Here is a 16,749-nt window from a genome sequence, read left to right as displayed (position 1 = left end):
ACCGATCCCGTCACGTCCGAGGTGTTCAGCAGATGCGCGGCAACCTGTTCGCGGTCGCCGTCAACCTCGTCGTGCTGACCGTGCGGTCGGACCGTCTGCACGTGCTGCTCATCGAACGGGGCGAGCCCCCGTTCCTCGGGCACTGGGCCCTGCCCGGTGGTTTCGTGCGCCCGGAGGAGGACCTCGTGCACACCGCCAGCCGGCGGTTGGGCGAGGAGACCGGGGCCGACACCGGCAGTGCCGTGTGCGGGCACCTCGAGCAGCTGGCGAGCTACGCCGCACCCGACCGCGATCCCCGCGGCCGGGTCCTGTCCGTGGGCTACCTCGCGCTGCTGCCGGACATGCCGGAGCCGACGCCGGGCGGCGGGGCCGCCGCGTCCGCGTGGTGCGCCGTCGACGACGTGCCGCCGCTGGCGTTCGACCACCAGCGCATCCTCGCCGACGGCGTGGAGCGGGCGAAGTCGAAGCTCGAGTACACGACGCTCGCCGTCTCGTTCTGCCCGGACGAGTTCACGGTGACCGACCTGCGCCGGGTCTACGAGGCCGTCTGGGAGACCTCCCTGGACCCGCGCAACTTCCAGCGCAAGGTGACCTCCACCGACGGCTTCCTCGTGCCGACGACGACGCTGGTCACCGGCGGCCGCGGGCGTCCGCCCCGATTGTTCCGCCGCGGCCCGGCGACGGCGCTGCACCCGCCGATGCTGCGCGAGCCGCACCGCGCCGGGAACCGGCAGCCGGCGTCGCACGACACGGAGTTCCACCACTCCTTCGAGTGAGAGCAGCCGGCGCGGGACCGCTTCAGAAGCGGGGGTGCTCCCCGCGCAGCTGCACCCGGGCGCCGAGCTCGCCGGAACCGGCGCCGTCGACGTCGCCGATCCGGCCGACCTCGCCCAGGATCCAGGCGGGCACGTGCCGTGCGGTGAGGACGGCGAGGGCGCGGTCGACGTCCTCGGGCGGCAGCACCGCGACCATCCCGACGCCCATGTTGAACGTCTTCTCCATCTCCGCGCGCTCGACCCGGCCGCGGGACTGGATCAGCTTGAAGATCGGGGCCGGGGTCCAGGAGCCACGCTCCACGGTGGCCGCGAGGCCCTCGGGCAGCACCCGCTCCAGGTTGCGGGCCAGCCCGCCCCCGGTGATGTGGGAGAACGTCCGCACGCCGGTCTCGGCGGTGATCGCCAGGCAGTCCTTGGCGTAGATCCGGGTCGGGACGAGCAGCTCCTCGCCGAGGGAGTGGTCGAACTCCTCCAGCTCACCGGCCAGCGGCAGCCGGGCGATGTCGAGCAGCACGTGGCGGGCCAGGGAGTAGCCGTTGGAGTGCAGCCCGGAGGAGCCGAGGGCGACCAGCACGTCGCCGGGGCGGACGCGCTCGGGCCGCAGCATCTTCTCGGCGTCGACGACACCCACACCGGTGGCGGAGAGGTCGTAGGCGCCCTCCTCCATCAGCCCGGGGTGCTCGGCGGTCTCGCCGCCGAGCAGCGCGCAGCCCGCGGTCTGGCAGCCCTCGGCGATGCCGCGCACGATCGTCGCCACCTGGTCGGGGACGATCTTGCCGATGGCGATGTAGTCCTGCAGGAACAGCGGCTCGGCCCCGCAGACGACCAGGTCGTCGACGACCATCGCGACGAGGTCCTGGCCGATGGTGTCGTGCTTGTCCATCGCCTGCGCGATCGCGACCTTGGTGCCGACGCCGTCGGTCGAGGCGGCCAGCACCGGCTCGGAGTACTTGCCGAACTTCGCCGCGAACAGACCGGCGAAACCGCCGATGCCGCCGCGCACCTCGGGCCGGGTCGCCTTCTCGGCGAACGGACGAAAACGCTCGACCGCCTGCTCCCCCGCATCGATGTCCACCCCCGCGGAGGCGTAGCTGGCGGGGCCGGGCTCGGTCGAGGGCATGCGTGGTCTCTCCAGGTCGGGACGGGGTCGTGATCGGGTGCCGCTACGGGCGGGTCAGCGCTTCCCCGGCACCGTAGCCGACGGACAACGGCCCCGGATCGCCAGAGGCGGCACCGGACGCCGTCGGCTCCGGGACGTCCTCCAGCAGGTGCTTGCCGAGCTGGGCCTCCTCCGGCAGCGGGATCGGGTACTCCCCGTCGAAGCAGGCGCAGCACAGCCGCGAGCGCGGCTGCTCGGAGGCGGCGACCATCTGCTCGACCGAGACGTAGCCGAGGCTGTCCGAGCCGATCGAGCGTCGGACGCCCTCGGTGTCGGCGCCGTTGGCGATCAGCTCGGCCCGGCTGGCGAAGTCGATGCCGTAGAAGCAGGGCCAGCGCACGGGCGGCGAGGCGATCCGCACGTGCACCTCGAGGGCGCCGGCCTCGCGCAGCATCCGCACCAGCGCGCGCTGGGTGTTGCCGCGGACGATCGAGTCGTCGACGACGACCAGGCGCTTGCCGCGGATGACGTTGCGCAGCGGGTTCAGCTTCAGCCGGATGCCGAGCTGGCGGATGGTCTGGCTGGGCTGGATGAAGGTGCGCCCGACGTAGGCGTTCTTCACCAGTCCCTGGCCGTAGGGGATGCCGGAGCCCTGGGCGTAGCCGATCGCGGCCGGGGTGCCGGACTCCGGGACCGGGATGACCAGGTCGGCCTCGACCGGGTGCTCCTCGGCGAGGCGGCGGCCGATCTCGACGCGGGTGTCGTAGACCGAACGGCCGGAGATGGTGGTGTCCGGGCGCGCCAGGTAGACGTACTCGAACACGCAGCCCTTCGGCTCCGGGGCGGCGAAGCGCTGGCTGCGGATGCCGTCGGCGTCGATCGCGATGAGCTCGCCCGGCTCGACCTCACGGACGAACGAGGCGCCGACGATGTCCAGCGCCGCCGTCTCCGACGCGACGACCCAGCCGCGCTCCAGGCGGCCCAGCACCAGCGGGCGGACGCCGTGGGAGTCGCGGGCGGCGTAGAGGGTGCTCTCGTCGGCGAAGGTCAGCGAGAACGCGCCGCGCAGCCGCGGCAGCAGCCGCATCGCGGCCTCGTAGACGCCGAGGTCCGCGGCGCCCGCGGCCAGCAGCTCGGTGAGCAGGTCGGAGTCGGTGGTCGCGCGCAGCCCGGACCGCTTGCGGTTCTCCAGCTTCGCGACGTCCTCGCGCAGCTCGGCGGTGTTGACCAGGTTGCCGTTGTGACCCAGCGCCAGGCCGGAGCCCGCGGCGGTGGTGCGGAACGTCGGCTGGGCGTTCTCCCAGGTCGTCGCGCCGGTCGTCGAGTAGCGGCAGTGGCCGACGGCGAGGTGCCCGCGCAGCGAGGACAGCGTCTGCTCGTCGAACACCTGGCTGACCAGGCCGAGGTCCTTGAACACCACGGTGCGGCGGCCGTCGGACACGGCGATGCCTGCGGCCTCCTGGCCGCGGTGCTGCAGCGCGTAGAGGCCGTAGTAGGTCATCTTCGCGACGTCCTCGCCGGGGGCCCAGACGCCGAACACACCGCACTCCTCGCGGGGTCCTTGCTCGTCGGGCTCGGGGGCAGGAAGTGCGACGGGGGTGAGGGAGAGGGTTCGTTCAGGGCTGACGTGCTCGTTCCGGACGGAACTCAACGCGGCGCTCCTCGGCTGGCGGCGTACCGGGACCAGGGGACGACTGTACGCCCCGAGATCACGTGTCCCCAGGTACGGGGACAGGGGTCACGTCGGAGTTGCACACCGCACCCGTCCGGTCACGGCGTGCGGAGCGGCAGGAACGCGGCGATCTCGCCCGCCCGCGACCCGGACGCCGACACCCGCCCGGCGGCGACGGCGTCGTCCCAGGTCAGGCGGCCGATGGCGAGCGCGATCCAGGTCCGCGGGTCGGTCTCGACGACGTTCGGCGGGGTGCCGCGGGTGTGCCGCGGCCCCTCGACGCACTGCACCGCGCCGAACGGCGGGACCCGCACCTCGACGCTGCGGCCCGGCGCGCGCCGGGCCAGCTCGTCCAGCGACGTCTTCACCGCCGACTTCCGTGTCGCCCGGTCCGGCTCGACCCCGTCGTCGACCCAGTCCAGGAGGACGTCGGACATCAGACCGAGACGGCGCCGAACCGCGCCGGGAGCGTGCCCTCCCAGGCGGCGCGCAGCTCGTCGAGCGCCAGCGTACCGAGGGCGTCACCCAGGTCGAGGACGTCGCCGCCGGTCTCGCCGAGCTGCAGCGCCGGGACACCGGCCTCGGCGGCGCGGGCGAGGAACGCCTCGGCGCCGTCGGCGGGCACGGTGACCAGCACCCGTCCGGCGGACTCGGCGAACAGCGCGGTGAACGAGTCCTCGTGCACCCCGGCCAGGTCGACGCGGGCGCCCCGGCCCCCGGCGAGCGCGGCCTCGACCAGGCCCTGGGCGAGGCCGCCGTCGGACAGGTCGTGGCTGCCGGTCAGCGCCCGGTCCGCGGCCGCGGCGGCGAGGAGCTGCGCGAGGCGCCGCTCGTGCTCCAGGTCGACGGCGGGCGGCCGTCCGCCGAGGTGCCCGTGCACCTCGTGCGCCCACTCCGACCCGCCGAACTCGGCGGCGGTCGTGCCGAGCAGGACGACCGTGTCGCCGTCGGCGCCGGCGAACCCGGACCGGACCGCGGTGGTGACGTCGTCGATCACGCCGAGCACGCCGACGACCGGGGTCGGCAGGATCGCCGTCGTCCCGGTCTGGTTGTAGAAGCTGACGTTGCCGCCGGTGACCGGGGTGCCCAGCACCGCGCAGCCGTCGGCGAGACCGCGCACGGCCTGCTCGAACTGCCACATGACGTGCGGGTCCTCCGGCGAGCCGAAGTTCAGGCAGTCGGTGACGGCGAGCGGCACGGCGCCGGAGGTCGCGACGTTGCGGTAGGCCTCGGCCAGCGCGAGCTGCGCGCCGACGTACGGGTCGAGCGCCACGAAGCGGGCGTTGCAGTCGGTGGCGACGGCGATGCCGCGGCCGGTGGACTCGTCGACCTGCACGACGCCGGAGTCGGCGCCGTGCGCGGCGACGGTGTTGCCGCGCACGTAGCGGTCGTACTGGTCGGTGACCCACGAGCGGGACGCGAGGTTCGGGGCAGCGGCCATCCGCAGGATCTCCGCGCGCAGCTCGGACGGGGTCTCCGGGCGGGGCAGCGTCTCCGGGGAGTCCGCGTTCAGCGCGTCCTGCTTCGCGTCGTCGCGGGCGACCGGGCGGGTGTAGACCGGGCCCTCGTGGGCGACCGTGCGCGGCGGCACGTCGACGACGGTCTCGCCCTGGGAGGTGATCACCAGGCGGTCGCCGTCGGTGACCTCGCCGATCACGGTGGCGATGGTGTCCCACTTGCGGCAGACGGCGAGGAAGGCCTCGACGTTCTCCGGGGTCACGACCGCGCACATCCGCTCCTGGGACTCCGAGGAGAGGATCTCGGCGGCGGTCATGCCGGTGGCGCGCAGCGGGACGGCGTCGAGGTCGACGTGCATGCCGCCGTCACCGGCGGAGGCGAGCTCGGAGGTCGCGCAGGACAGCCCGGCGCCGCCGAGGTCCTGGATGCCGACGACGAGCCCGGCCGCGAACAGCTCCAGGCAGCACTCGATGAGGACCTTCTCGGTGAACGGGTCGCCGACCTGGACGCTCGGGAGCTTCTTCCGCCCGGTGCCGCCGCTGTCGGAGTCGAAGGTCTCCGACGCCAGCACGGACACGCCGCCGATGCCGTCGAGGCCGGTCGTCGCACCGAACAGGATGATCTTGTTGCCGGTGCCGGAGGCGAACGCGAGGTGCAGGTCCTCGGTCTTCAGCGCTCCCACGCACAGGGCGTTGACCAGCGGGTTCCCCGCGTAGGACGGGTCGAAGACGACCTCGCCCGCGACGTTCGGCAGGCCGAGACAGTTTCCGTAGCCGCCGACACCGGCGACGATGCCGGGCAGCACCCGGCCGGTGTCGTCGGCGTCGAGCGGGCCGAAGCGCAGCGGGTCGCCGACGGCGATCGGGCGCGCGCCCATCGCCATGATGTCGCGGACGATGCCGCCGACACCGGTCGCCGCGCCCTGGTAGGGCTCGACGTAGGACGGGTGGTTGTGCGACTCGACCTTGAAGGTGACCGCCCAGCCGTCGCCGACGGACACGACGCCCGCGTTCTCGCCGATACCGGCGAGCATCGTCGAGCGCATCTCGTCGGTGGTGGTCTCACCGAAGTAGCGCAGGTGGACCTTGGAGGACTTGTAGGAGCAGTGCTCGCTCCACATCACCGAGTACATCGCCAGCTCGGCGTCGGTGGGCCGGCGGCCGAGGATCTCCCGGATACGGGCGTACTCGTCGTCCTTGAGCCCCAGCTCCCGGAAGGGCTGCGGCTGCTCCGGAGTGGCCTCGGCGTGCTTGACGGAATCGACCGGCACCTGGGACTGCGTCACGGGGGTCAGGGTAGACGGGGCTCCCCCGCCCGCGTCCCCGCACGGTGCCGGGGCCCACAGGCGGGGTTCCCCACAGCGGGGTGAAACGCACCCGCCGCCCGCGGAGTCCCCTCGTGCACAGGCCCACCGGGCCACGGACGAGGGGAACACCATGAGCGACTTCGACACCACCGCCACCGTCGACGACGTGCGGACCGCCGACCTGGACCACGACGGCTACCAGGAGTCGGTGCTCGCCGACACCGACGGCGACGGCGAGATCGACCTGGTCGCGAGCGACACCGACGGCGACGGCGCGGCCGACTACGGCGTGCTCGACACCGACTACGACGGCGTCGCCGACACCGAGGTCCGCGACACCGACGGCGACGGCGTGTTCGACGCCGGCCGGACCGACACCGACGGCGACGGCTACCTGGAGAGCGCCGCGGTGTTCACCGACACCGACGGCGACGGGGTCTTCGACACCACCACCGTCGCGGTCGACGGCGACGGGGACGGCAGCGCCGACGACGTCGTCTCCTCCGGCGGGACCGGCAGCGGGATCTTCTCCGTCGCATGACCCGCGGACCGCAGGTCGTGCGGACCGGGGAGCCACCCGGTCCGCACGGCCGGGGCTCAGCGCCCGAGCTCGGCCGCCAGCCGGAGCCTGCCCCGGTGGACCCAGACCCGCACGCTCGACGGGGTCGCCCCCATCAGGGCCGCGATCTGCTCGTAGGACAGGTCGCCGGCCCGCAGGAGCAGGGCCTCGCGGTGCTTCCCGGGCAGCAGGCCCAGCGCCCGCTGCACGGCGTCGACCTCGGTGACCGCCCCGGCGAACGGGTCGACGGCGCCGCCGACCGGTTCGAGGTCCTCGACCGGCTCGGGGCGGCGCGACCGGGCCCGCAGGACCGACCGGGCGGCGTTGCGCGCGATCGCCTGCACCCAGGCGGTGAACGGGCAGCGGCCGTCGAAGCGGTCGAGGTTCTGTCAGACCGCGATCTGGGTGTCCTGCAGGGCGTCGTCGGCGTCGGCCCGGTTGCCCGTCAGCCGCAGGCACAGCGCGTGGGCCTGGCGGTGGGCCGGGGCCCACAGCGCGCGGAAGGCCTGCTCGTCGCCGGCCCGGGCCCGCTCCAGCAGCTCGGCGGTGTCACCCGCGTGCAGCGGGCGGAGCAGGGTCGTCGCGCCGGTCGTGGTCGTCATCGTCGGTGCCTCTCGTCCGTGGTGTCCGCTGCACCGTCGGACCACGGGCTTGCAAGGGACTTGCAGCGGACTGTCGAGGAGGGCGAGATGGACCAGTACGACGACCGTGAGCTGCGGCGACTGCTGCTCGACACCGTCGGGCCGGACGACCCGGCGACCGGGGAGAACCGGTTCGCGACGACCTTCGCCGCCGCCCACCGGCCGGAGCTGGCGGCGCTGCTGCCGGGCGGGGCCCTGCCCGGGCCCGACGACGCGCCCCCGGGCGGTGCGGCGTGACCACCGCGACCGCGCTCGTCGACACCCGGGCGCTGCTCGGGCTGCCCGACCCGGCCGTCGTCCTCCGGACCGCGTGCCGCACCGCGGCCGGTCGGGCCCACGACCCCGGCCTGCGCGCCGAGCTGACCCGGATCGCCGACACGCTCGGCAGGCCGCTGCAGCTCGCCGTCGCCGGGGCCGTCGGCGCCGGGAAGTCGACGCTGATCAACGCGATCCTCGGCCGCCCGGTCGCCCCCGCCGACGCGGGCGAGTGCACCCGGGTCGTCACCTGGTACTCCTACGGCCCCGACGACGGGCTGGTGGTCGTCGAGCGGCGCCACGGCGCCCCGGTGCTGCGCCGGCTCGTCGACGGCCGGATGCCCGAGGACCTCGGCTGCCCGGTCGCCGAGGTGCTGCGGGTGCGCGTCCTGCTCGACGACCCGCGGCTGCGGGTGCTGACCGTGATCGACACCCCGGGCATCGACACCGTCCGTGCCGCGACCGAGGAGGCCACGCGGCGGCTGCTGTTCGGCGACGACGCCGCCGGGCACGCCCAGGCGCTCGTCTACGTGCTGCGCCACCTGCAGCGCTTCGACGCCGACGTGCTCGCCGAGTTCCGCGCGCTGTCCGGGGCCGCCGGGATGACCGCCGTCGACACCGCCGCCGTGCTCAGCCACGTCGACCGGGTCCCGGGCGGGGACCCCTGGCCCGACGCGCACCGGGTGGCCGGGCGGGCGCGGGCGGCGCTGCGCGGGGTGGCCCTGGACGTCGCGCCGGTGTCGGGCCTGCTGGCCGAGACCGCGCGCTGCCGGCTGCTGGGCCCCGCCGAGCTCACCGGTCTGCGCGCGCTGGCCGCCCTCGACGACGACCTGCTCGACGACCTCCTGCTGGACCTCGACGACTTCACCGGGCACGGCGCCGCCGACCTCGCCGCCGACCTCGCCGCCGACCTGGGCGACGGGCCCGCGGCCGCCCTCGACGCGGCCCTGCCCGCACCGGTCCGGGCTGCGCTGACCGGCCGGCTGCACCGCTACGGGATCCGGGTCGCGGTCGACCTGCTGCGCTCCCGGCCGGACGCCGGGCCCGACGCGCTGCACGCCGCGCTGCTCGCCGCCTCCGGTCACGACGACGGGCTCGGCCCGGCCGTCGACCGGTTCCGGCGGCACGCGCACCGGCTCACCGCGCACGCCGCGGTGGCCCGGATCCGCCGCCTCGCCGCACGGCCCGCGCGGCACCCGGCGGACCGGGCCGCCGTCGCCGGGCTGCACCGGGTGGTCGACGCCGACCGGCGGATCGCGACCGAGCTGCGGGCACTCGCCCTGCCCGCCGCCGGCGCCGCCGTCGCCCGCGGGGAGCTGCTCCTGGACGGACCGATGACCGACGAGCTGATGCGGATGGTCCGGGAGGACGACGTCGCCGCCCAGCTGGGGCTGCCCCCGACGGCCGGGGCCGGGGAGGTCGTGGCCCGGGCGCGGGCCGCGGCCGCGCGCTGGCGGGCGGTGGCCGACGCCGCGGGCCGGACGGTCGGGGGGCGGCGGGCCCGTGACGTGCTCGCCGTCCTGGAGTCCATCGCCGACTCCCTCGGCGGCCCCGCCGCGCCCGGCCCGGCACCGGCGCCCGGCGGCTCACCGCTGGACCGGGGCCGCCTGCTGGCGCTGGCCGCGCACCCGTCGGTGCCCCAGGACGACCGGGACGCGCTGACCCGGCTGGCCCGCTCCCGCACCGCGCACCGCGCGGTCGGGCTGCGCGGCGCGACCCCCGACGAGCGCCGGGCCGCCGCCGCGGGCCTCGCCACCCGGCTGCGACGGCTGGCCGCCGCACCCCTGCCCGGCCCCGAGCGGGCCACCCTGCACGCGGTCTGCGACCTCTACGACCGGATCGCAGGCCCCCGACCCCGGGAGACCCCGTGACCGCCGCCCCCGCCGACACCGTCACCGCGGTGCTGACCCTGGCCAACCGCGCCCACACCGAGGCCGCCGACGCCGGCCTGACCGACTGGCGCGACGCGCTCGCCGCCGCGGCCGGGCGGTGGAAGGACGACGTGCTGACCGTCGTCGTCGCGGGGGCGCAGAACCGCGGCAAGAGCAGGCTGCTCAACGCGCTGGGCGGGCACCGCGACCTGCTGCCGGTCGACGCCGACGTCGCCACCGGGACCCGGGTCCACCTGGAGTACGCCGACACCCCGGCCGTCACCGTCACCCGCCGCGACGACGCGGGCCGGCCGGTCCGCTCGGTCGTCGCGGCGGACCGGGTCGCCGCGCACGTCGCGGTGGACGGCGCCGACCGGGCCGGGGTGGTCGAGGTCGTCGTCGGCGTGCCCCGGGAGCCGCTGCGGGGCCTGCGGCTGGTCGACACCCCCGGCGTGGACAGCCTGACCCTCGGCCACCGGCACATCACCGTCTCCGCGCTGCACGCCGCGGACGGGCTGCTGCTGTGCGTCGGCGCGCAGGACCAGCCCGTGCTGCGGCACGAGCTGGAGTTCGCCGCCGAGGCCGCCGCGCGGGTGCCGTCGGTCGCCTTCGTCCTCACCAAGATCGACGACTCGGCGGCCTGGCCGGAGCTCCTGGCCGAGAACCGGGCCCGGGTCGCGACCTTCACCGCGGCCGCCGTCGCCGACGGCAGGCTCGACGCCGCGACCGCCCGCCGCCTGGAGCAGGCGCCCTGGGTGCCGGTGAGCGCCGCGCTGGCCGAGGCCGCCGACGACCTCGCCGCCCGCGGCCGCGACGCCCGGGCCGGCGCCCGCCGCGAGCGCAGCGGGCTGCCCGCGCTCACCGCGCTGCTGGGGAGCTGGTCCCGGCGACGACGCGTGGCCCGGGCCGCCGCCGTCCTCACCCTGGTCGAGGGCGTCGCCCGCGCGCTGGACGACCTCGCCCGCGACGAGGCCGCCGTCGGCTCGGGGGACGACGACGCGCTCGACCGGCGCCGCGCCGGCATCGACGACGACCTCGACCGGCTGCGCGAGCTGCGCCGGGCACGGCGCCGCAGCGGCATCGACCAGCAGTTCCTCGGGCAGGAGGCGGCCCGCCGCGCCCGGGTGCGGATGGAGGGCTACCGGCGGGCGTACGAGATCGAGATCGCCGGGCTGCACTCGCTGCGGGAGCTGCGCCGCTACCGCGACCGGCTCCCGGAGGCGCTGGAGGGCACGCTCACCGCGGCCTGGGAGGAGATCGCCGCCGACACCCGTGACCTCGCGGCCACCGGTCTGGCCGAGCACGTCCGGCGGCTCGGGCTGCCCCCGGTCGGGCTCGACACCGGGCTGCTGGACCGGCGGCCCCGCCCCGACGGCGCGGTCCGCGTCACCGACGGTCCGGCCGCGCGCGGCGTCGACGTGATCGCCGACGGGCTGCCGTCGGTGATGATGGCGAGCAGCATCAGCTTCGCCTCGGCACACCTGCTGGGTCTGGGCGTGGGGCTCGCGTTCGCCGGACCGGTGGCCGTCGGCGTCGCCGTCGCCGGGGTGTTCCTGGTCCACAAGCGACGGCTGACCGAGGCCGCGCACACCCGGACCGCGCTGACCAAGGGCGTGAACGACGTCGTCGGGGCGGCCGCGGGCGAGATGGTGCTGACCGCACAGCAGGCCGTCGCGACCTGGCGGTCCACGGTCGACCAGACCGTCGACGAGCTGCTCGACGCCCGTCGCGCCGAGCTGGAGCAGCGGCGCGCGGCCGTCGCCGAGGAGCACCGTCGCGACGCCGGACGCCGCCGTGACGCCACCGCCCGTGCGGAGCGGCGGGCCGGCGCGGTGCGGGAGCTGACCGGGCGGGTGCAGGAGCTGCGCGGCGCGCTCGACGACCGGCTCGCCGCCCCGCCGACCTGCTCCGTCCGGGTGAGGTCGGGGACGGGCGCCGTCGTCGCTGAAACGCCGGGCGCGCGGGCGGCATCCCCCTCCCCGACACGGTGACGACAGCACCGCGACGACGGCACGGGTGGAGGTGGGCACGGTGGCGGAGATGTTCGGTCACTATCGGATCGAGGGGGTCCTCGGCCGGGGCGGCATGGGGGAGGTCAGCCGGGCCTACGACACCCGCACCGAGCGCGTGGTCGCGCTGAAGCGGCTGCGCCCGGAGCTGGCCGACGAGCCGGAGTACCGGTCGCGGTTCCAGCGGGAGTCGCGGACCGCGGCACGGCTGTCGTCGCCGCACGTCATCCCGATCCACAACGTCGGCGAGATCGACGGCAGGCTGTTCATCGACATGCGGCTGGTCGCCGGGCGCGACCTCGCCGAGGCCGTCCGCGAGTCCGGCGCGCTCGACCCGCACCGGGTCGTCCGGCTGGTCGGGCAGGTCGCCGACGCGCTGCACGCCGCGCACGCCGACGGCCTGGTGCACCGCGACGTCAAGCCGTCCAACGTGCTGCTCGCCGACGGCGACCGCGACTTCGCCTATCTCGTCGACTTCGGCATCGCCAAGTCCACCGACGCCGGCACCGGGACGGCGCTGACCGGGACGGGCACCGCGATCGGGACGCTGGCCTACATGGCCCCCGAGCTGTTCCTCGGCGCGGCCGCGGACCGGCGGGTCGACGTGTACGCGCTGGCCTGCCTCACCTACGAGGCGCTGAGCGGCGCCGCCCCGTTCCGGGCCGAGGGGCCGGCGCTGATGTACCAGCACCTGAGCGCCGAGCGGCCGCGGATCTCCGCGGTGCGCCCCGAGCTCGCCGACGCCGACGACGTCCTGGTCCGCGGCATGGCCGTCGACCCGGACGAGCGGTTCGCGACGGCGCCGGAGTTCGCCGCCGCCCTGGCGCAGGCCCTGGGTGCGGACCCCGAGCGGTCGACGGCCTCCGGGCCGACCCGGGTGCTGTCCGGCATCCCGTCCCAGGCCCCGGCGCCGGGCTCCGGTCCGGTCCGGGTCGCCGCCCCGGGGTCCGGGCCGGTCCCGGTCGCCGCCGGGGCCGCGGCCGGCGCCGTCGGGGTCGCGGGCGCGGCGGGCACGGTGCCCGCTGCGGCGGGGGTCGCGGCGTCCGTGGGCACGGTCCCGGCTCCGGCCGGGACCGTGCCCGGGGCACCGGGGGGCACCGGGCCCGGCGGGACGGCCGCGCTGTGGGGGCAGCCGCCGTGGGGACAGGCGGGACACGACGGCGCGGCCCACGGCCCGTGGGCGGCACCGGCGACCCCGCCCGGCGGCCACGGCGTCCCGCCCGGCCTCGCGGCCCCGGCCGGGCTCGGCGGCCCGTACTCCGGGCCGCAGGGCCCGTGGGTCCCGCCGCAGCCGCGGCGGCGCACCCACCCGGCGCTGGTCGCGGTGACCGCGGTGCTCGCCACCGTGGTGCTGGGCTTCGGCGCGCTGATGGTCGTCGGCACCGTCCTGGAGGACCCGGCCGGCGGGACCGCTCCCCCGGCGCCCACGGCCGCGCCCGCCGCGGCACCCACCACGGCCCCCGCGGCGGCACCGGCGTCGGCGGCCCCGGCCACGACCACGCCGATCCCCAACCGGGAGGCCGACCTCGCCGTGCTGCGGCAGGTCTTCGGCTCCGCGGCCGCGCCCGCATGTGTGACCGTCCCCGCGGACGACACCGGCTACGCCTCGATCGCCTCGATCCGCTGCGAGGACACCACGAACGGAGCGACGGTGTTCTACGACATGTGGTCCGACGCGGGCGACGCCCGCGTCTTCTACGACCACGTCCGCGCGGGGGCCTCGCTGCCGCCGGGCTCGGACACCTGGAGCTCCGGCGACGACGCCACCGTGCAGGGACCGTTCTTCTCCCGCGGACCGACGCTGAGCCGCAACGCGGTCGCTGTCGCGCTCTGCGCGGACACGCGGTTCTCGATCTACGTCGTCGCGCCCACCCAGGAGCAGGCGCAGGCCGGCTTCGCCGCGACGACGACCGCCCCGGCGTCGGAGATCCCGCGCTGAACACGGGGACGGCCCGGCCGGTGGTCCGCGGGGACCACCGGCCGGGCCGTGCGTCGTCGGTGGGTCAGGCGGTGACCCGGGCCAGCACCGAGGTGAACAGGCCGAGGCCGTCCGCGGACGGGCCGGTCAGCTCGCTGGTCGCGTGCTCCGGGTGCGGCATGAGGCCGACCACGTTGCCCGCTGCGTTGGTGATTCCGGCGATGTCGCGGGTCGAGCCGTTGGGGGCGGACTCGGCGTAGCGGAACACCACGCGGCCCTCGCCCTCCAGCTCGTCGAGGGTCGCGGCGTCGGCGACGTAGCGGCCCTCCTGCGACTTCAGCGGGATCGTCAGCCGGTCCCCCGCGGTGTAGTCGCGGGTCCACGCGGTCTGCGCGTTCTCCACGGTCAGCTCGAGGTCGCGGCACAGGAAGTGCATCCCGGCGTTCGCGACGAGCGCGCCGGGGAGCAGGTGCGCCTCGCAGAGGATCTGGAAGCCGTTGCAGATGCCGAGCACCGGCAGACCGCGCCCGGCGCCCGCCACGACCTCGGTCATGATCGGCGCCAGGCTCGCGATCGCGCCGGCGCGCAGGTAGTCGCCGTAGGAGAACCCGCCCGGCACGACGACGGCGTCCACACCCTGCAGGTCGTGGTCGCCGTGCCACAGCGGGACGGCCTCGGCGCCGGCGCGGCGGACCGCGCGGGCGGCGTCGACGTCGTCCAGGGTGCCCGGGAAGGTGATCACACCGACGCGGGTGCTCACAGCCGGGTCACCGTCCAGTCCTCGATCACCGGGTTCGCCAGCAGCGAACCGGCGAGCCGGTGCAGGGTCTCGTCGTCGATGCCGTCGGAGACCTCGAGCTCGAAGTGCTTGCCCTGCCGCACCCCGCTCACGCCGGACACACCGATCCGGTCGAGCGCCCGGGTCACGGCCTGACCCTGCACGTCGAGGATCTCGGGCTTGGGCATCACGTCCACCACCACTCTGGCCACGGGGTCAGCCTACGGTGAACACACCTGCCGGCTCGACGTGCGTGCCCTCACCATCGACGCATGCGGATCCTCGTCCTGGGCGGCACGGTCTTCCTCTCCCGCGCCGTCGCCACCGCCGCGCTCGCCCTCGGACACACGGTGACCTGCGTGTCGCGGGGGGTGTCCGGAGCGCCGCCCGTCGGCGCGGAGGCCCTGACGGCGGACCGCTCCCGGTCCGGGGCGCTGGCCGCGGCGGTGCGGGGTCGGACCTTCGACGCCGTCGTGGACGTCGCGACGATGTCCGCGCCCTGGGTCCGTGAGGCCCTCGACGCGCTGGACGGCCGTTACGGGCACTGGACGTTCGTGTCCTCGGTCAACGTCTACGCCGACCTGTCGCGGCGCGGCGGGACCGTCGGCCAGGCGACCCTCGCGCCACGGCACGACGACCCCGGCGCGGCGCCGCCGTCGGAGCGGGACCCGGACGTCTACGGCGCCGCGAAGGTCGGCAGCGAACAGGCGGTGCACGAGCGGGCGGGGGACCGGGCGCACGTCGTGCGTGGCGGGCTGATGTGTGGTCACGGGGACCCGCACGACCGCTACGGCTACTGGGCGAACCGGTTCGCCCGCGGCGGCCGGGTGGTGGTGCCGGACTCGCCCGCGCAGCCGATGCAGGTCGTCGACGTCGACGACCTGGCGGCCTGGATCGTCACCCGCGCCGGGACCGGCACCACGGGCACCCACGACGGCACCGGCCCGCGATCCACGCTGGACCGGGTGCTCGCGGCGACCGCGGAGGCCGTCGGCGCCGACGACCTCGAGCTGGTCCGCGTACCCGGCGAGACCCTGCGGGCGCAGGACGTCGCGATCTGGGCGGGCCCGCGGTCGCTGCCGCTGTGGCTGCCGGAGACGCACTGGGGCATGGCCGACCGCGACGTCACCGCGACCGTCGCCGCCGGGCTGGAGACCCGCCCGCTCGCCGTCACGGCCCGGGCGGCGCTGGCGTGGGAACGCGAGCTCGGCCTCGACCGCGGGCGGGCCGCCGGGCTGACCGCCGCCGAGGAGCGGGCGGTGCTGGCGGCGCACACCGGGGGCTGACGCCGCCGGTCGGGAAGGCGGCTCGGCCGGGGCTCGTCGGCGCGGCCGCCCGGCACCGCGCCACCGCGACGCGGGATGCTGTGCCCATGCAGCTGACGCACTACGGCCACGCCTGCGTCCTGGTCGACACCGGAGCCGCACGCCTGCTGTTCGACCCCGGCGCCTTCTCCTCCGGGTTCACCGGCCTGGAGGGCCTCGACGCGATCCTCGTCACCCATCAGCACTTCGACCACGTCGACGCCGACGCGCTGCGCACCCTGTTGCGCGCCAACCCCGACGCCGCCCTGGTCACCGACGGCCAGACGGCCGGGCAGCTCGACGGCGTCGACGCCCGCACCGCCGCCCCCGGCGACGTGCTGGCCCTCGGCGGCGCCGAGGTGACCGTCGTCGGGTCCGGGGACCACGCCCAGATCCACCCGGACGTCCCGCTGGTCGCGAACAACGGCTACCTCGTCGACGGCGCGCTGCTGCACCCCGGCGACGCCTACGTCCCGCCGGGCGTCGACGAGCTGGCGACGCTGCTGCTCCCCACCGGCGCGCCCTGGCTCAAGATCTCCGAGGCCGTCGACTACCTGCGGTCGGTCGCGCCGCGGACGGTGGTGCCGATCCACGAGGGCACCCTCGCCGACCCGGCGCTCCATCACCGCTTCTTCGACCAGCTCAAGCCCGACGCCACCACGCTCCTGGTCCCCGACCGGGAGACGGCGGTCGACGTCTGATGGCCCTGCAGTGGGAGCAGGTCGTCGTCGACGCCCGGGACCCGGTCCGGCTCGGCCGCTGGTGGGCCGAGGCCCTGGACTGGACGGTCGTGAACGCCTCGGCGTCGGAGTTCGAGATCCAGCCCGCCGAGGGCGTCGTCCCGGGGCTGATCTTCGTGCCGGTCGCGGAGGGCAAGCGGACCAAGAACCGCCTGCACATCGACCTGCGGCCGGACGGCGTCCGCGACTCCGAGGTGGCCCGGCTGCTGATGCTGGGCGCCACCCGGGTCAACGTGGGCCAGCACCGGGCCCCGGCCGACGAGGTGTCGTGGACGGTGCTCGCCGACCCGGAGGGCAACGAGTTCTGCGTGCTCGGCGAGCGGCGGACCTGACACCTGTCCACAGGTGGCACCGGTTGTCCAC

Annotated in this window: 16 protein-coding genes and 1 pseudogene; 9 read left to right on the top strand and 8 right to left on the bottom strand. The window is 76.0% G+C overall.

Annotated elements, in window-relative coordinates; all coding sequences use genetic code 11:
* The first annotated feature begins 32 nt into the window (after positions 1 to 32).
* Positions 33 to 776: an NUDIX domain-containing protein gene (locus tag KPL57_RS34935; RefSeq protein ID WP_226354839.1), complete on the top strand. Its 744-nt coding sequence runs from the start codon at positions 33 to 35 to the stop codon at positions 774 to 776.
* A 22-nt stretch (positions 777 to 798) separates the two neighbouring features.
* Here the strand turns inward: KPL57_RS34935 and purM are convergent, their stop codons facing one another.
* From purM to purL, 4 genes are all read right to left on the bottom strand, one after another.
* Positions 799 to 1,896 carry a phosphoribosylformylglycinamidine cyclo-ligase gene (gene purM / locus KPL57_RS34930; protein ID WP_073575834.1) on the bottom strand — a complete coding sequence of 366 codons (1,098 nt, stop codon included), beginning with the start codon at positions 1,894 to 1,896 and terminating at the stop codon, positions 799 to 801.
* A gap of 43 nt (positions 1,897 to 1,939) precedes the next feature.
* Positions 1,940 to 3,526, bottom strand: a complete 1,587-nt coding sequence (gene purF / locus KPL57_RS34925; protein ID WP_226354838.1) for an amidophosphoribosyltransferase — start codon at positions 3,524 to 3,526, stop codon at positions 1,940 to 1,942.
* 119 nt (positions 3,527 to 3,645) lie between these two features.
* Positions 3,646 to 3,984 (bottom strand): sterol carrier family protein, encoded by a 339-nt coding sequence (locus tag KPL57_RS34920; protein WP_226354837.1) that lies wholly within the window; start codon positions 3,982 to 3,984, stop codon positions 3,646 to 3,648.
* A complete protein-coding gene (gene purL, locus KPL57_RS34915) occupies positions 3,984 to 6,290 on the bottom strand; it encodes a phosphoribosylformylglycinamidine synthase subunit PurL (protein ID WP_226354836.1) in 2,307 nt (768 codons plus the stop codon). Before purL ends, KPL57_RS34920 begins: the two co-directional genes overlap by 1 nt.
* 151 nt (positions 6,291 to 6,441) lie before the next feature.
* Between purL and KPL57_RS34910 the strand changes: the two genes are divergently transcribed.
* Positions 6,442 to 6,852 (top strand): hypothetical protein, encoded by a 411-nt coding sequence (locus tag KPL57_RS34910; protein ID WP_226354835.1) that lies wholly within the window; start codon positions 6,442 to 6,444, stop codon positions 6,850 to 6,852.
* A 56-nt stretch (positions 6,853 to 6,908) separates the two neighbouring features.
* On the opposite strand, the pseudogene KPL57_RS34905 reads toward KPL57_RS34910, so the two are convergent.
* Positions 6,909 to 7,244 (bottom strand): annotated as a pseudogene (locus KPL57_RS34905) (RNA polymerase sigma factor); the annotation flags it as partial.
* Positions 7,245 to 7,259: 15 nt separating this feature from the next.
* Positions 7,260 to 7,472: an RNA polymerase sigma factor gene (locus tag KPL57_RS34900; RefSeq protein WP_226354833.1), complete on the bottom strand. Its 213-nt coding sequence runs from the start codon at positions 7,470 to 7,472 to the stop codon at positions 7,260 to 7,262.
* Positions 7,473 to 7,559: 87 nt separating this feature from the next.
* Here KPL57_RS34900 and KPL57_RS34895 point away from each other — a divergent pair, with 87 nt between their 5' ends.
* From KPL57_RS34895 to KPL57_RS34880, 4 genes are read left to right on the top strand one after another with little or no spacing between them, the layout of a single operon-like run.
* A complete protein-coding gene (locus KPL57_RS34895; RefSeq protein WP_226354832.1) occupies positions 7,560 to 7,748 on the top strand; it encodes a hypothetical protein in 189 nt (62 codons plus the stop codon).
* Positions 7,745 to 9,637 carry a dynamin family protein gene (locus tag KPL57_RS34890; RefSeq protein ID WP_226354831.1) on the top strand — a complete coding sequence of 631 codons (1,893 nt, stop codon included), beginning with the start codon at positions 7,745 to 7,747 and terminating at the stop codon, positions 9,635 to 9,637. The genes KPL57_RS34895 and KPL57_RS34890 overlap by 4 nt, the downstream gene beginning before the upstream one ends.
* Positions 9,634 to 11,628 (top strand): dynamin family protein, encoded by a 1,995-nt coding sequence (locus tag KPL57_RS34885; protein WP_226354830.1) that lies wholly within the window; start codon positions 9,634 to 9,636, stop codon positions 11,626 to 11,628. The genes KPL57_RS34890 and KPL57_RS34885 overlap by 4 nt, the downstream gene beginning before the upstream one ends.
* Before the next feature lie 49 nt (positions 11,629 to 11,677).
* Positions 11,678 to 13,585 carry a serine/threonine-protein kinase gene (locus KPL57_RS34880; RefSeq protein ID WP_226354829.1) on the top strand — a complete coding sequence of 636 codons (1,908 nt, stop codon included), beginning with the start codon at positions 11,678 to 11,680 and terminating at the stop codon, positions 13,583 to 13,585.
* A 64-nt stretch (positions 13,586 to 13,649) separates the two neighbouring features.
* On the opposite strand, the gene purQ is transcribed toward KPL57_RS34880, so the two are convergent.
* Both purQ and purS read right to left on the bottom strand, forming a co-directional pair.
* Entirely contained in the window at positions 13,650 to 14,324 is a 675-nt protein-coding gene (purQ, locus tag KPL57_RS34875; protein ID WP_226354828.1) for a phosphoribosylformylglycinamidine synthase subunit PurQ, read from the bottom strand.
* On the bottom strand, positions 14,321 to 14,554 hold the full coding sequence (gene purS, locus KPL57_RS34870) for a phosphoribosylformylglycinamidine synthase subunit PurS (protein ID WP_062399665.1): 234 nt from the start codon (positions 14,552 to 14,554) through the stop codon (positions 14,321 to 14,323). Before purS ends, purQ begins: the two co-directional genes overlap by 4 nt.
* 60 nt (positions 14,555 to 14,614) lie before the next feature.
* Here purS and KPL57_RS34865 point away from each other — a divergent pair, with 60 nt between their 5' ends.
* The 3 genes from KPL57_RS34865 to KPL57_RS34855 all read left to right on the top strand — a co-directional run bounded on the left by KPL57_RS34865 (position 14,615) and on the right by KPL57_RS34855 (position 16,718).
* A complete protein-coding gene (locus KPL57_RS34865) occupies positions 14,615 to 15,628 on the top strand; it encodes an NAD-dependent epimerase/dehydratase family protein (RefSeq protein ID WP_226354827.1) in 1,014 nt (337 codons plus the stop codon).
* Between the two features lie 86 nt (positions 15,629 to 15,714).
* Positions 15,715 to 16,347 carry an MBL fold metallo-hydrolase gene (locus KPL57_RS34860; RefSeq protein ID WP_226354826.1) on the top strand — a complete coding sequence of 211 codons (633 nt, stop codon included), beginning with the start codon at positions 15,715 to 15,717 and terminating at the stop codon, positions 16,345 to 16,347.
* Entirely contained in the window at positions 16,347 to 16,718 is a 372-nt protein-coding gene (locus KPL57_RS34855) for a VOC family protein (protein WP_226354825.1), read from the top strand. The genes KPL57_RS34860 and KPL57_RS34855 overlap by 1 nt, the downstream gene beginning before the upstream one ends.
* The last annotated feature ends 31 nt before the right edge of the window (positions 16,719 to 16,749 follow it).

It is taken from the genome of Pseudonocardia sp. ICBG601 (assembly GCF_020496245.1).
This window is presented reverse-complemented; position numbering and strand designations above follow the sequence as displayed.

Bases quoted from the DNA above. Each gene is read 5' to 3' on its own strand.
- KPL57_RS34935 (WP_226354839.1), top strand. From the start codon at position 33: ATGCGCGGCAACCTGTTCGCGGTCGCCGTCAACCTCGTCGTGCTGACC.
- purM (WP_073575834.1), bottom strand. From the start codon at position 1,896: ATGCCCTCGACCGAGCCCGGCCCCGCCAGCTACGCCTCCGCGGGGGTG.
- KPL57_RS34920 (WP_226354837.1), bottom strand. From the start codon at position 3,984: ATGTCCGACGTCCTCCTGGACTGGGTCGACGACGGGGTCGAGCCGGAC.
- KPL57_RS34910 (WP_226354835.1), top strand. From the start codon at position 6,442: ATGAGCGACTTCGACACCACCGCCACCGTCGACGACGTGCGGACCGCC.
- KPL57_RS34900 (WP_226354833.1), bottom strand. From the start codon at position 7,472: ATGACGACCACGACCGGCGCGACGACCCTGCTCCGCCCGCTGCACGCG.
- KPL57_RS34895 (WP_226354832.1), top strand. From the start codon at position 7,560: ATGGACCAGTACGACGACCGTGAGCTGCGGCGACTGCTGCTCGACACC.
- KPL57_RS34880 (WP_226354829.1), top strand. From the start codon at position 11,678: ATGTTCGGTCACTATCGGATCGAGGGGGTCCTCGGCCGGGGCGGCATG.
- KPL57_RS34865 (WP_226354827.1), top strand. From the start codon at position 14,615: ATGCGGATCCTCGTCCTGGGCGGCACGGTCTTCCTCTCCCGCGCCGTC.
- KPL57_RS34860 (WP_226354826.1), top strand. From the start codon at position 15,715: ATGCAGCTGACGCACTACGGCCACGCCTGCGTCCTGGTCGACACCGGA.
- KPL57_RS34855 (WP_226354825.1), top strand. From the start codon at position 16,347: ATGGCCCTGCAGTGGGAGCAGGTCGTCGTCGACGCCCGGGACCCGGTC.